Here is a 13,053-nt window from a genome sequence, read left to right on the forward strand (position 1 = left end):
GCCGACACAACGAGGTTGCCGTACCTATGCGCCACGCTGAAGGAGCCCGCGGTGAGTGCTGACCCGACGACGGTGCTCGCCTTCGAGACCGACTGCCACATCTTCTCCGGATGCGGCTTCCCGGCTCCTGGCCTGCACTCCTTTGTTTTCGAGCCGATGTTCACCGTCGGCGGCATCGAGATCAACAAGCCGATGCTGCTGGCGGTCCTGAGCACCGTTGTCGTCGTCGGCTTCTTCTGGGCCGCCTTCAGCAAGCCGAAGCTGGTGCCCGGAAAGCTCCAGATGGTCGCCGAGGCGGGTTACGACTTCATCCGCACCGGTGTGGTGTACGAGACGCTCGGCAAGCGTGAGGGCAAGAAGTACGTGCCCCTCATGGTCTCGCTGTTCTTCTTCATCTGGATCATGAACCTCTGGGCGATCATTCCGTTCGCCCAGTTCCCGGTGGTCTCGGTCATCGGGTTCCCGGTGGCGCTGGCCGCGATCGTCTACATCCTGTGGGTCAGCCTGACCTTCAAGCGGCACGGCTTCGTCGGCGGCTGGAAGAACATCTCCGGCTACGACCCGTCGATCGGTCCGGCCCTGCCCTTCGTCATGCTCATCGAGATCATGTCGAACCTGCTGATCCGGCCGTTCACGCACGCCGTGCGACTGTTCGCCAACATGTTCGCCGGTCACGTGCTGCTGCTGATCTTCACCATCGCCAGCTGGTACCTGCTGAACGGCATCGGCATCGCGTACGCCGGTGTGTCGTTCGTGATGACCATCCTGATGACCGCCTTCGAGCTGTTCATCCAGGCGCTGCAGGCCTACGTGTTCGTCCTTCTGGCCTGCAACTACATTCAGGGTGCTCTCGCCAAGGAGCACTGAGCAGTCCAGCACCACCCCCGATAGTCGTCCGGTGGCCAACCCCCACCGGTTCTGAAAGAGAAGGAAGAAACGGCATGTCCGCTCTTGAGACCCTCGCCGCCGTCAACATCACGGGCAACCTCGGTTCCATCGGCTACGGCCTCGCCGCGATCGGCCCCGGCGTCGGCGTCGGCATCATCTTCGGTAACGGCACCCAGGCGCTCGCCCGCCAGCCCGAAGCTGCCGGCCTGATCCGCTCGAACCAGATCCTCGGCTTCGTCCTCTGTGAGGCGCTCGCCCTGATCGGTCTCGTCATGCCCTTCGTCTACCCGGTCGACTAAGTCGCGGCATTCCGACTGCCCGATGCGACGAAAGGCATTGATGTGAACGCCCTACAGCTGGCGGCCGAGGAAGAGATCCAGAACCCGCTGCTTCCGGCGATCCCCGAGATCGTCATCGGCCTGATCGCCTTCGCCATCGTCTTCGGCTTCCTCGCCAAGAAGCTTCTCCCGAACATCGAGAAGGTTCTGGAAGAGCGCCGCGAGGCGATCGAAGGCGGAATCGAGAAGGCCGACGCCGCCCAGACCGAGGCCCAGAGCGTTCTTGAGCAGTACAAGGCTCAGCTCGCCGAGGCCCGGCACGAGGCCGCCCGTCTGCGCCAGGAGGCGCAGGAGCAGGGTGCCGTCATCATCCAGGAGATGAGGGCGGAAGGTCAGCGGCAGCGCGAGGAGATCATCGCGGCCGGCCACGCCCAGATCGAGGCCGACCGCAAGGCCGCGGCGTCCGCGCTGCGCCAGGACGTGGGCACCCTTGCCACCACCCTGGCCGGCAAGCTCGTCGGCGAGTCCCTCGAGGACCACGCCCGGCAGAGCGGCACCGTCGACCGTTTCCTCGACGAGCTCGAGGCGAAGGCCGAGGCCGTCCGATGAACGGAGCGAGCCGCGAGGCGCTGGCCGCCGCACGCGAGCGCCTCGACGCACTGACCGACTCCACGTCGGTCGACGCGGCGAAGCTCGCCGAGGAGCTGGCAGCCGTCACCGCGCTGCTCCACCGCGAGGTATCGCTGCGCCGGGTCCTCACCGACCCGTCGCAGGGAGGCGAGGCCAAGGCCGAGCTGGCCGGACGGCTCCTGCGGGGCCAGGTGGGCGGCGAAGCCGTGGACCTGGTCTCCGGCATGGTCCGGTCCCGCTGGTCGCAGTCGCGTGACCTGGTGGACGCGGTCGAGGAACTGGCGAACACCGCGGACCTCACCGCGGCTCAGCGCGCCGGTGCGCTCGACGACGTCGAGGACGAGCTCTTCCGGTTCGGCCGGATCGTCGGCACCGACGTCGCGCTGCGCTCCGCCCTGACCGACCGGAGCGCTACGGCCTCCGCCAAGAGCGCGCTGCTCCGCAGCCTGCTCGGCGGCAAGGCCCGGCCCGTCACCGAGCGCGTGATCACGCGCCTCGTGACGCAGCCCCGAGGACGTAGCCTGGAAGCGGGACTCGAGTCCCTGTCCAGGCTCGCCGCGGAGCGCCGGGACCGCATGGTCGCCGTCGTCACCTCGGCGGTGCCGCTGTCCGATCGCCAGAAGCAGCGCCTCGGCGCCGCCCTGGCGAAGATCTACGGCCGGCAGATGCACCTGAACCTGGACGTGGACCCCGAGGTCCTCGGCGGGATCGCGGTGCGCGTCGGCGACGAGGTCATCAACGGCACGATCGCGGAGCGCCTCGACGAGGTCACCCGCAGGATGGCCGGCTGACAGCGCGCAGCGCCACACCGCACCAACTGAACGAGCAAGAATTGCGGCCCGGTTGGGCCGTGCAGAAATTGCAGAAGATTCCTGGGGGTCGCCCCCAGACCCCATTGAGAAACTTCGGGCCCAACAAGGAGAGCAGGGAACCCCAGATGGCGGAGCTTACGATCCGGCCGGAGGAGATCCGGGACGCACTGGATAACTTTGTCCAGTCGTACCAGCCGGACGCGGCCTCGCGCGAGGAGGTCGGGACGGTCAGCGTTGCCGGCGACGGCATCGCGAAGGTGGAGGGCCTGCCCTCCGCCATGGCGAACGAGCTGCTGAAGTTCGAGGACGGCACCCTCGGTCTCGCCCTCAACCTCGAGGAGCGCGAGATCGGTGCGATCGTCCTCGGCGAGTTCAGCGGGATCGAGGAGGGCCAGCCGGTGCAGCGCACCGGTGAGGTGCTCTCCGTCGGCGTCGGCGAGGGCTACCTCGGCCGCGTCGTCGACCCGCTCGGCAACCCGATCGACGGTCTCGGCGAGATCGCGACCGAAGGCCGTCGCGCCCTCGAGCTGCAGGCGCCTGGCGTCATGGTCCGTAAGTCGGTGCACGAGCCGATGCAGACCGGCTACAAGGCCGTCGACGCCATGGTGCCGATCGGCCGCGGCCAGCGTCAGCTGATCATCGGCGACCGTCAGACGGGTAAGACCGCTCTGGCCGTCGACACGATCATCAACCAGCGCGACAACTGGCGCTCGGGCGACGTGAACAAGCAGGTGCGCTGCATCTACGTCGCCATCGGTCAGAAGGGCTCCACCATCGCCTCCGTGCGCGGTGCCCTCGAAGAGGCCGGCGCCCTGGAGTACACGACCATCGTCGCCGCCCCGGCGTCCGACCCGGCCGGCTTCAAGTACCTGGCGCCGTACACCGGCTCGGCCATCGGCCAGCACTGGATGTACGACGGCAAGCACGTCCTCATCATCTTCGACGACCTCTCGAAGCAGGCCGACGCCTACCGCGCCGTGTCGCTTCTGCTGCGCCGTCCGCCGGGCCGTGAGGCCTACCCGGGCGACGTCTTCTACCTGCACTCGCGTCTGCTGGAGCGCTGCGCCAAGCTCTCCGACGACATGGGCGCCGGTTCGATGACGGGCCTCCCGATCGTCGAGACCAAGGCGAACGACGTGTCGGCGTTCATCCCGACCAACGTCATCTCCATCACCGACGGCCAGTGCTTCCTGGAGTCCGACCTGTTCAACGCGGGTCAGCGTCCGGCGCTCAACGTCGGTATCTCGGTCTCCCGAGTCGGTGGCTCCGCCCAGCACAAGGCCATGAAGCAGGTCTCCGGCCGACTGCGTGTGGACCTCGCCCAGTACCGCGAGCTGGAGGCGTTCGCCGCCTTCGGTTCCGACCTGGACGCGGCCTCCAAGGCGTCGCTGGAGCGCGGTAAGCGCATGGTCGAGCTGCTGAAGCAGCCGCAGTACGCCCCGTTCCCGATGGAGGAGCAGGTCGTCTCCGTCTGGGCCGGCACCACGGGCAAGATGGACGACGTCCCGGTCGAGGACATCCGCCGCTTCGAGACGGAGCTGCTCGAGTTCCTGCGCCGCGAGCGCAAGGACCTCCTGACCAGCATCGCCGAGGGCGGCAAGATGTCCGACGACACGCTGCAGTCGATCGCCGACGCGATCGCCGCCTTCAAGCAGCAGTTCGAGACCTCGGACGGCAAGCTCCTGGGCGAGGGCTGATCGATGGGCGCTCAGCTTCGCGTTTACAAGCGCCGCATCCAAGCCGTCACCGCGACCAAGAAGATCACCAAGGCGATGGAGATGATCGCCGCCTCGCGCATCGTCAAGGCGCAGCGCAAGGTGGCGGCGTCGATGCCGTACGCGACCGAGCTCACCCGTGCGGTGACCGCGGTCGCGACCGGCTCGAACACCAACCATCCGCTCACCACCGAGGCCGAGTCCCCGGCCCGGGCGGCGGTCCTGCTCCTCACGAGCGACCGCGGTCTGGCCGGCGGCTACTCCTCCAACGCCATCAAGGCGGCGGAGCGGCTGAGGGAGCGGCTGGCAGCCGAGGGCAAGGAGGTCGACACGTACATCGTCGGCCGCAAGGGTGTCGCGTACTACGGCTTCCGTGAGCGCAAGGTCTCGGAGTCGTGGACGGGCTTCACCGACAGCCCCGAGTACTCGGATGCCAAGAAGATCGCCGAGCCCCTGATCGCGTCCATCCAGAAGGACACGGCCGAGGGTGGCGTCGACGAGCTGCACATCGTCTTCACCGAGTTCGTGTCGATGATGACGCAGAACGCGGTCGACGGGCGGATGCTGCCGCTGTCGCTCGACAAGGTCGAGGAGGAGAGCACCGAGAAGGGCGAGATCCTTCCGCTGTTCGACTTCGAGCCGTCGGCGGAGGACGTCCTCGACGCCCTTCTGCCGCGCTACGTCGAGAGCCGTATCTACAACGCACTGCTGCAGGCCGCCGCTTCCGAGCACGCTGCCCGCCGCCGCGCGATGAAGTCGGCGACCGACAACGCCGGGGATCTGATCAAGAGCCTCTCCCGGCTTGCCAACGCGGCCCGCCAGGCCGAAATCACCCAGGAAATCAGCGAGATCGTCGGCGGTGCAGGTGCGCTGGCCGACGCGTCCGCGGGGAGTGACAAGTAATGACGACGACAGTTGAGACGGCCGCTGCCACGGGCCGCGTCGCCCGGGTCATCGGCCCGGTCGTCGACGTGGAGTTCCCCGTCGACGCGATGCCGGAGATCTACAACGCCCTGCACATCGACGTCGACGACCCGGCCGAGGCCGGCGCTCGTAAGACGCTGACCCTCGAAGTCGCCCAGCACCTGGGTGACGGCATGGTCCGCGCGATCTCGATGCAGCCCACCGACGGCGTGGTCCGCCAGGCCCCGGTGACCGACACGGGTACGGGCATCACCGTCCCGGTCGGTGACGTCACCAAGGGCAAGGTGTTCAACACCCTCGGTCAGATCCTGAACGAGCCGGAGGCCGAGGCGCAGATCACCGAGCGCTGGCCGATCCACCGCAAGGCCCCGGCCTTCGACCAGCTCGAGTCGAAGACCGAGATGTTCGAGACCGGCCTGAAGGTCGTCGACCTGCTGACCCCGTACGTCAAGGGCGGCAAGATCGGTCTGTTCGGTGGTGCGGGCGTCGGCAAGACGGTCCTCATCCAGGAAATGATCATGCGTGTGGCGAAGCTGCACGACGGTGTGTCGGTGTTCGCCGGCGTCGGTGAGCGCACCCGTGAGGGCAACGACCTCATCGACGAGATGACCGACTCGGGCGTTCTGGACAAGACCGCGCTGGTCTTCGGCCAGATGGACGAGCCGCCGGGGACGCGTCTGCGCGTGGCCCTGTCCGCCCTGACCATGGCGGAGTACTTCCGCGATGTGCAGAAGCAGGACGTGCTGCTCTTCATCGACAACATCTTCCGCTTCACGCAGGCCGGTTCCGAGGTCTCCACGCTGCTCGGCCGCATGCCGTCCGCGGTGGGTTACCAGCCGACCCTGGCCGACGAGATGGGTGTGCTCCAGGAGCGCATCACCTCGACGCGTGGTCACTCGATCACCTCGATGCAGGCGATCTACGTCCCCGCGGACGACCTGACCGACCCGGCCCCGGCCACCACGTTCGCCCACCTCGACGCGACGACGGTTCTCTCCCGTCCGATCTCCGAGAAGGGCATCTACCCGGCCGTGGACCCGCTGGACTCCACGTCCCGCATCCTGGACCCGCGCTACATCGCGCAGGACCACTACGACACGGCCAGCCGTGTCAAGGGGATCCTGCAGAAGTACAAGGACCTCCAGGACATCATCGCGATCCTCGGTATCGACGAGCTGGGCGAGGAGGACAAGCTCGTCGTCCACCGTGCCCGTCGCGTCGAGCGCTTCCTGTCGCAGAACACCCACGCCGCCAAGCAGTTCACCGGCCTGGACGGTTCGGACGTTCCGCTCGACGAGTCGATCGCCGCGTTCAACGCGATCTGCGACGGGGAGTACGACCACTTCCCCGAGCAGGCGTTCTTCATGTGCGGTGGCATCGAGGACCTCAAGGCCAACGCCAAGGAGCTCGGCGTCTCCTGAGCCTCCGGCTCACCGAGGGGGGTGGGCGTGTCCCGCCCCCCTCACCACGCCCCGTAGAATCGAACCGACACCCGGCACGACCGCCGGGTGGTGACCCGAGGAGCCACCCTTGGCTGCTGAGCTGCATGTCGAGCTGGTCGCCGCGGACCGCAGTGTCTGGTCCGGCGAGGCCACCCTCGTTGTCGCCCGTACCACGTCCGGCGACATCGGCGTCATGCCCGGTCACCAGCCGCTCCTGGGTGTGCTGGAATCGGGCCCCGTGACGATCCGTACGAGTGACGGCGCGACGGTTGTCGCCGCTGTGCACGGCGGTTTCATCTCGTTCGCGGACAACAAGCTTTCGCTGCTGGCGGAGATCGCCGAGCTTGCGGACGAGATCGACGTCCAGCGCGCCGAGCGTGCGCTGGAGCGCGCGAAGTCCGACACGGACGCCGGCGCCGAGCGCCGCGCGGACGTGCGACTGCGTGCGGTGGCGGCGCACTGAGCGTCCCCACGAGCAGTTTTTTACTCAGCCGCGGCCCGAGCTGGAGCGATCCAGACCGTGTCGCGGCTGAGGCGATGCAGGTGCAGTCCGGTTCGGCCGGTTTCGGTATCCGTTACTCGACGATGCGAGGAGGTCGGTGGAGATGGTCCTCGCTCTGTGGGTTGGCGGTCTGGTCGTCGTACTGGTCGCTGTGGGTCTGTTCGTCTTCGGCCTCCGCAGGCGGCTGATCCAGCGCTCCGGCGGAACCTTCGACTGCAGCCTGCGCTGGGACGTGTCGGAGGAGCCGGATCCGTCCGGCAAGGGCTGGGTGTACGGGGTCGCGCGGTACAGCGGTGACCGCGTCGACTGGTTCCGGGTCTTCTCCTACTCGCCCCGTCCGCGCCGCGGTCTGGAGCGCTCCGCCATCGAGGTGGTCGCGCGCCGACTGCCCGAGGGCGAGGAGGAGCTGGCGCTCCTGTCCGACTCCGTCGTGCTCGGCTGTCTCCACCGGGGGACGCGCCTGGAGCTGGCGATGAGCGAGGACGCCCTGACCGGCTTCCTCGCCTGGCTGGAGGCGGCACCGCCTGGCCAGAGAGTGAATGTGGCCTGAGGATCTCAGGCATGCGAAAACCGGGGAGACAGGGGGCGGACCTGTCTCCCCGGCGCTTTTTCGGGGTGCGGTGACCTGGCGCGGTTAGTTGAGGCCGCTGTCCATCGCGCTCACCAGTTCACCGTTGGCGGTGTCGCCGCTGAACTCCCAGAAGAACGCCCCGCCCAGGCCCTGGCTGTTCGCCCAGGCCATCTTGGACGTGATGGTCGCCGGGGTGTCGTAGCTCCACCAGTTGGTGCCGCAGTGGGCGTAGGCGGTGCCGGCGATCGTGCCGGTGGCCGGGCAGCTGTTCTTCAGGACCTTGTAGTCCTCGATGCCCGCCTCGTACGTCCCCGGGGCCGCCCCGGTCGCCGTACCGCCGGGTGCCGCCTGGGTGACGCCGGTCCAGCCGCGGCCGTAGAAGCCGATGCCGAGCAGGAGCTTCTTCGCCGGGACGCCCTGGGCCTTCAGCTTGGCGATGGCGGCGGCGGAGTTGAACCCGTCCTTCGGGATGCCGCTGTACGAGGTCAGCGGGGAGTGCGGGGCCGTCGGACCCTTGGCGTCCCAGGCGCCGAAGAAGTCGTACGTCATCACGTTGTACCAGTCGAAGTACGCCGAGGCGCCCGCGTAGTCGGCGGCGTCGATCTTGCCGCCCGTCGAGCCGTCCGCGGTGATCGCCGCGGTGACCAGGTTCTTCGAGCCGAACTTGGTGCGCAGCGCCGAGGAGAGGTTCTTCAGCGCGGCGGGTCCGCTGGTGTCGCAGGTGAGGCCGCAGGCGTTGGGGTACTCCCAGTCGATGTCGATGCCGTCGAAGACATCGGCCCAGCGGGGGTCCTCCACCAGGTCGTAGCAGGACTGGGCGAACGCGGCCGGGTTCTGGGCGGCGGCGCCGAAGCCGCCGGACCAGGTCCAGCCGCCGAAGGACCAGATGACCTTGATGTTGGGGTACTTCGCCTTGAGCTTGCGCAGCTGGTTGAAGTTGCCGCGCAGCGGCTGGTCCCAGGTGTCGGCGACGCCGTCGACCGACTGGTCGGCGGTGTAGGCCTTGTCGTAGTCGGCGTAGGCGTCACCGATGGTGCACTTGCCGCCCTGGACGTTGCCGAACGCGTAGTTGATGTGCGTGATCTTCGCGGCGGAGCCGGAGGTCACGAGGTTCTTCACGTGGTAGTTGCGCCCGTAGACGCCCCACTCGGTGAAGTAGCCGAGGTTGACCTTGTCGCCGGTGCCGGGGCCCGGGTCGGTCGTGCCGGTGGTGCGGACGGCGACGGAGGCGCTGACCGGGCCGGTCTGGTCGGCGGTGTCACGGGCCTGCACCGTGTAGGAGTAGTCGGTGCCCTTGGTGAGGCCGGTGTCCGTGTACGTCGTCGTGGTGACCGTGGCGACCTTGGCGCCGTCGCGCAGGACGTCGTAGTTCTTGACGCCCTTGTCGTCGGTCGCGGCGGTCCAGCTGATCTTCGCCGAGGTGTCCGTCACGTTGCTCGCGGTCGGGGTGCCGGGCTTGGACGGCGGGTTGTCGCCGGGGACGGTGGGGCCGCCGTCACAGGAGGCGCCGTTCAGCTTGCACCCGGCGGGGGAGCCGGAGCCGGTGCCGTTGAAGCCGAAGCTGATGCTGGCCCCGGGGGCGACCGTACCGTTCCAGCCGAGGTTCTTGGCGGTCCAGTGGGTTCCGGAGCTGGTGACGGAGGCGTCCCAGGCGGAGCCGACCGCGGTGCCGGAGGGGAAGTCCCACTCGATCGTCCAGGAGGACAGGGCGGTCGTGCCGGTGTTCTTGACCGTCCACTGGCCTTCGAAGCCGGTGCCCCAGTCGGACTTCTTGACGTAGGTGGCGGTCGCCGAGGTGGCGGCCTCGGCGGGGGAGGCCAGTCCGACCATCGCGGCGAGCGGGAGCAGCAGCGCGGTGAGACCCGCGACCGTCCTGGACCTGATGGCTGTACGGGCTGTGGGTCTCCGTCTGAACCGGGAGAGGCGTACGGGGGTGTCAGTGCTCAACGGTGCTCCTCGGGTGAGGTCCGGCAATCGGGATGGTCCGTCAAACCCTGCGTCGCCCTGAGCTCGCTGTGTCATGGCGTACTCACCGCAGTGTGTCCGGTGAGATTAGGAAGGTCTGGACCAATCGTCAAGAGGTCTGGACCAAAGAACCCCGCCCAGGTGTCAGAGGCCCAACTCCTGAGCCAGCACCGCCGCTTGGACCCTGCTGCGCAGCTCCAGCTTTCCCAGGAGCCTGCTGACATGGGTCTTCGCCGTCGCCTCCGCCATCCGGAGCCGCTCCGCGATCTCCGCGTTCGACAGCCCCTCGCCCAGGCAGCCCAGCACCTCCCGCTCCCGGCGCGTCAGCGCGTCCAGGACCTCGCGGCCCGGCCCGCCGGTCCTGCGCGGAACGGTGCTCCCGGCGAACTCCTCGATCAGCCGGCGGGTGACGGCCGGGGCGATCATGCCCTCGCCACGCGCCACCGTGCGCACCGCGTCGAGCAGGTCCCCGGCGTCGGTGTTCTTCAGCAGGAAGCCCGACGCGCCCGCGCGCAGCGCGCCGAAGACGTACTCGTCCAGATCGAACGTGGTCAGCACCAGCACGTCGGCCAGCCGCTCCGCCACCACCTGGCGGGTCGCCGACACCCCGTCGAGCCGGGGCATCTGTACGTCCATCAGCACCAGGTCCGGGCGCAGTTCACGCGCCAGACGCACGGCCTCCTCACCGTCGGCCGCCTCGCCCACGACCTCGATGTCCGGCGCGCTGCCCAGGATCAGCACCAGCCCCGCGCGCACCGCCGACTGGTCCTCGGCGACCAGCACCCGGATCGTCATGTCCGGTACGTCCTTTCCTCGACGGGCAGTTCGGCCCGCACCAGCCAGATCTCCGTGCCGTCACCGCAGGGTTCGGGCCCCGCCCCGATGGTCCCGCCCAGCAGCGCCACCCGCTCCCGCATCCCCACCAGACCGGCCCCGGAACCGGGCGCGCGCGGGGGCGGCCGCTCGTCGAGCGCACTGCTCACCTCCACCGTCAGCACCTCGCGCGAGCGCGCCAGCCGGACCGTCACCGGGCCGGGCGCCGCGTGCTTCAGCGCATTGGTCAGCGACTCCTGCACGATCCGGTACGCCGCCAGCTCCACCGGCGCGGGCAGCGGCCCTGACTCCTCGCGGCCGTCCTCCAGGGTGACGGTGAGCCCGCTGGACGCGGAGTTCGCGCCCGCCTGCGAGACGAGGGCGTCCAGCGAGGCGAGGGTCGGAGCGGCGGCCGGCGGGCCGGCCGCGCCGTTCTCCCTCAGCAGCCCGATCAGCCGCCGCATCTCGGCCAGCCCTTCGACGCTGTTCCGCCGGATCACCCCGAGGGCCTCGCGGGAGGTGCCCGGATCGTCGATGGAGAGCGCGGCCGTGGAGTGGATGGCGATCGCGGAGAGGTGGTTGGCGACCAGGTCGTGCAGCTCGCGGGCCATCCGGGAGCGCTCGGCGGTCACCGCCTGCACCCGGTCCATCTCGGCCAGCAGCGCGGTCTGGTCGGCGCGCAGCCGGGCCGCCTCGGCGGCCTCCCGGTGGTTGCGCACGCTGACCCCGGTGAGCGCGGGGGCGAAGAGGACCAGTCCGGTCGCCACGGCGATCAGCAGGGCCTCGGGGGTCCGGAACCAGGCGAAGAACCCGGTGGTGACCGCGACCGTGACCAGGAAGGTGGCCACCGGGAGCCGCCGGGCGGCGGCCGGGGTCCCGTAGACCACGGCCGCGTACACGAGGTCGGTGTACATCAGGAGCGTCGCCAGGCTGCCCGTAGTGAACTGGTCGGCGACCAGCGCGAGTGTCCCGAGCGCGACCGCGGTCTGCGGGCGGCTCCGGCGCAGCAGCTCCAGGGCGGCCGTCACCACGAGCGGCACGAGCGCCACCCAGTGCGCGCCGAGGGGCCTGCCGCCCTGGGTGTGCAGCCCGGCCGCCCAGAGCACCAGCCCGCCGGTCAGCCCGGTCACCGCGATCAGTACGTCATGGCGGTGCGGGCGCGGAGAGGTGAACACCCGTCCATCCAACACGGCATGGGCCGGCGTCTCGTCCGTACGCGGGGTGAGGTGCGAGTACATCGAAGGATGCAGTCACGTTTCGTCACTGCTGACGACGACCCGCCGCCGTACGGAAGGGAGGCTGGAGGGGACCGGAGGGACCGGAAGGGGATGCGCCGTGATCGTCACACTGATCGTGCTCTGCGAGGTGGGCTTCTGGGTGCTGCTGGCCGCCGGGCTCGCGCTGCGGTACGTGGCGCGGAAGCCCCGGCTGGGGGCCGCCGTGCTGCTGTGCGAGCCCCTGCTGGAGGTGGTCCTGCTGGTGGTGACGGCCGTCGACCTGAAGAACGGCGCCGAGCCGGACTGGAAGCACGGCCTGGCCGCCGTCTACATCGGCTTCACGGTGGGGCTCGGCCACTCCACCATCACGTGGGTCGACGCCAGGGTCGCCCACCGCTTCGCGGGCGGCCCGCCGCCGGTGCGGCCCCCGAAGTACGGGATGGCACGGGCCGCCCACGAGTGGCGCACCGCCGCCCGCTGGACGGTCGCCGCGGTGACGGCGACGGCCCTGCTCCAGGCGGCGGTCCTCTACGTCGGCGCGGACGGCGACACCGGATCGCTGCGGATGTGGCAGCAGAAGATGCTCTGGGTGATCGGGATCAACCTGATCATCGCCGTGGGCTACACCGTCGCGCCGAAGCGGGAACCGAAGGGGCCGCGGGAACCGGAGGGACCGGAGGGACCTGAGAACCGGGTCGGGGCCGGCCGCTGACTCAGCGCTCGCCGCCCGGCACCCACAGCACGTCCCCGACCTCCTTGTTCGCCGTCCTGGCGAGGATGAACAGGAGGTCGGAGAGGCGGTTGAGATAGGTCGCCGTCAGCGCGTTCATGACCTCGCCGTGCACCTCCAGCGCCGCCCAGGTGGACCGCTCCGCCCGCCGGACGACGGTGCAGGCCTGGTGCAGCAGCGCCGCCCCCGGGGTTCCGCCCGGAAGGATGAAGCTGCGGAGCTTCTCCAGCTCCTCCAGGAAGGTGTCGCAGTCCGCCTCCAGCTTGTCGACGTACGACTGCTCCACCCGCAGCGGCGGGTACTCCGGGTTCTCCACCACCGGCGTCGACAGGTCCGCGCCCACGTCGAACAGGTCGTTCTGTACGCGGACGAGGACCTTCACCACGTCCTCGGGGAGGTTCCCGAGCGCGACGGCCGTGCCGATGACGGCATTGGCCTCGTTGGCGTCGGCGTACGCCGAGATCCGCAGATCGGTCTTGGCGGTCCGGCTCATGTCGCCGAGGGCGGTGGTGCCCTTGTCGCCGGTACGGGTGTAGATGCGCGTCAGATTGACCATGGGGCCAGGG

At 69.2% G+C, this 13,053-nt stretch carries 14 protein-coding genes; 10 read left to right on the forward strand and 4 right to left on the reverse strand.

Annotated elements, in window-relative coordinates; translation table 11 throughout:
• Window positions 1-51: 51 nt before the first annotated feature.
• From atpB to ACZ607_RS15840, 9 genes are all read left to right on the forward strand, one after another.
• The gene (gene atpB / locus ACZ607_RS15800) at window positions 52-867 is read left to right on the forward strand and encodes a F0F1 ATP synthase subunit A (protein WP_469735264.1); all 816 of its coding nucleotides are present in this window, start codon (window positions 52-54) and stop codon (window positions 865-867) included.
• Window positions 868-941: 74 nt separating this feature from the next.
• Window positions 942-1,187: an ATP synthase F0 subunit C gene (gene atpE, locus ACZ607_RS15805; protein WP_014048348.1), complete on the forward strand. Its 246-nt coding sequence runs from the start codon at window positions 942-944 to the stop codon at window positions 1,185-1,187.
• A gap of 42 nt (window positions 1,188-1,229) precedes the next feature.
• Entirely contained in the window at window positions 1,230-1,775 is a 546-nt protein-coding gene (locus ACZ607_RS15810; protein ID WP_469735265.1) for a F0F1 ATP synthase subunit B, read from the forward strand.
• On the forward strand, window positions 1,772-2,587 hold the full coding sequence (locus ACZ607_RS15815) for a F0F1 ATP synthase subunit delta (protein ID WP_469735266.1): 816 nt from the start codon (window positions 1,772-1,774) through the stop codon (window positions 2,585-2,587). Before ACZ607_RS15810 ends, ACZ607_RS15815 begins: the two co-directional genes overlap by 4 nt.
• Window positions 2,588-2,733: 146 nt before the next feature.
• Window positions 2,734-4,305 carry a F0F1 ATP synthase subunit alpha gene (gene atpA / locus ACZ607_RS15820; protein ID WP_469735267.1) on the forward strand — a complete coding sequence of 524 codons (1,572 nt, stop codon included), beginning with the start codon at window positions 2,734-2,736 and terminating at the stop codon, window positions 4,303-4,305.
• 3 nt (window positions 4,306-4,308) lie between these two features.
• On the forward strand, window positions 4,309-5,226 hold the full coding sequence (locus tag ACZ607_RS15825; protein WP_124274700.1) for a F0F1 ATP synthase subunit gamma: 918 nt from the start codon (window positions 4,309-4,311) through the stop codon (window positions 5,224-5,226).
• Window positions 5,226-6,668, forward strand: a complete 1,443-nt coding sequence (gene atpD, locus ACZ607_RS15830) for a F0F1 ATP synthase subunit beta (RefSeq protein WP_389637338.1) — start codon at window positions 5,226-5,228, stop codon at window positions 6,666-6,668. Before ACZ607_RS15825 ends, atpD begins: the two co-directional genes overlap by 1 nt.
• Before the next feature lie 109 nt (window positions 6,669-6,777).
• Window positions 6,778-7,152 carry a F0F1 ATP synthase subunit epsilon gene (locus ACZ607_RS15835; RefSeq protein ID WP_359472776.1) on the forward strand — a complete coding sequence of 125 codons (375 nt, stop codon included), beginning with the start codon at window positions 6,778-6,780 and terminating at the stop codon, window positions 7,150-7,152.
• A 142-nt stretch (window positions 7,153-7,294) separates the two neighbouring features.
• The gene (locus ACZ607_RS15840) at window positions 7,295-7,741 is read left to right on the forward strand and encodes a DUF2550 domain-containing protein (protein ID WP_014154045.1); all 447 of its coding nucleotides are present in this window, start codon (window positions 7,295-7,297) and stop codon (window positions 7,739-7,741) included.
• Window positions 7,742-7,825: 84 nt separating this feature from the next.
• On the opposite strand, the gene ACZ607_RS15845 is transcribed toward ACZ607_RS15840, so the two are convergent.
• The 3 genes from ACZ607_RS15845 to ACZ607_RS15855 form a co-directional block, all read right to left on the reverse strand.
• Entirely contained in the window at window positions 7,826-9,709 is a 1,884-nt protein-coding gene (locus ACZ607_RS15845; protein WP_469735268.1) for a glycosyl hydrolase family 18 protein, read from the reverse strand.
• Window positions 9,710-9,871: 162 nt separating this feature from the next.
• Window positions 9,872-10,522 (reverse strand): response regulator, encoded by a 651-nt coding sequence (locus ACZ607_RS15850; protein ID WP_469735269.1) that lies wholly within the window; start codon window positions 10,520-10,522, stop codon window positions 9,872-9,874.
• Window positions 10,519-11,715 carry a sensor histidine kinase gene (locus ACZ607_RS15855; protein ID WP_469735270.1) on the reverse strand — a complete coding sequence of 399 codons (1,197 nt, stop codon included), beginning with the start codon at window positions 11,713-11,715 and terminating at the stop codon, window positions 10,519-10,521. The genes ACZ607_RS15850 and ACZ607_RS15855 overlap by 4 nt, the downstream gene beginning before the upstream one ends.
• 160 nt (window positions 11,716-11,875) lie before the next feature.
• On the opposite strand from ACZ607_RS15855, the gene ACZ607_RS15860 reads away from it, so the two are divergent.
• Window positions 11,876-12,469: a hypothetical protein gene (locus ACZ607_RS15860; protein WP_469735271.1), complete on the forward strand. Its 594-nt coding sequence runs from the start codon at window positions 11,876-11,878 to the stop codon at window positions 12,467-12,469.
• A gap of 1 nt (window position 12,470) precedes the next feature.
• On the opposite strand, the gene ACZ607_RS15865 is transcribed toward ACZ607_RS15860, so the two are convergent.
• Window positions 12,471-13,043 (reverse strand): cob(I)yrinic acid a,c-diamide adenosyltransferase, encoded by a 573-nt coding sequence (locus tag ACZ607_RS15865; protein ID WP_099174449.1) that lies wholly within the window; start codon window positions 13,041-13,043, stop codon window positions 12,471-12,473.
• Window positions 13,044-13,053: the final 10 nt, after the last annotated feature.

This window comes from Streptomyces sp. NPDC104381 (genome assembly GCF_055583745.1).

Coding starts and splice junctions, on each gene's coding strand:
- ACZ607_RS15865 (WP_099174449.1), bottom strand. CDS start 13,043: ATGGTCAATCTGACGCGCATCTACACCCGTACCGGCGACAAGGGCACC.
- atpD (WP_389637338.1), top strand. CDS start 5,226: ATGACGACGACAGTTGAGACGGCCGCTGCCACGGGCCGCGTCGCCCGG.
- ACZ607_RS15825 (WP_124274700.1), top strand. CDS start 4,309: ATGGGCGCTCAGCTTCGCGTTTACAAGCGCCGCATCCAAGCCGTCACC.
- atpA (WP_469735267.1), top strand. CDS start 2,734: ATGGCGGAGCTTACGATCCGGCCGGAGGAGATCCGGGACGCACTGGAT.
- ACZ607_RS15840 (WP_014154045.1), top strand. CDS start 7,295: ATGGTCCTCGCTCTGTGGGTTGGCGGTCTGGTCGTCGTACTGGTCGCT.
- atpE (WP_014048348.1), top strand. CDS start 942: ATGTCCGCTCTTGAGACCCTCGCCGCCGTCAACATCACGGGCAACCTC.
- ACZ607_RS15815 (WP_469735266.1), top strand. CDS start 1,772: ATGAACGGAGCGAGCCGCGAGGCGCTGGCCGCCGCACGCGAGCGCCTC.
- ACZ607_RS15850 (WP_469735269.1), bottom strand. CDS start 10,522: ATGACGATCCGGGTGCTGGTCGCCGAGGACCAGTCGGCGGTGCGCGCG.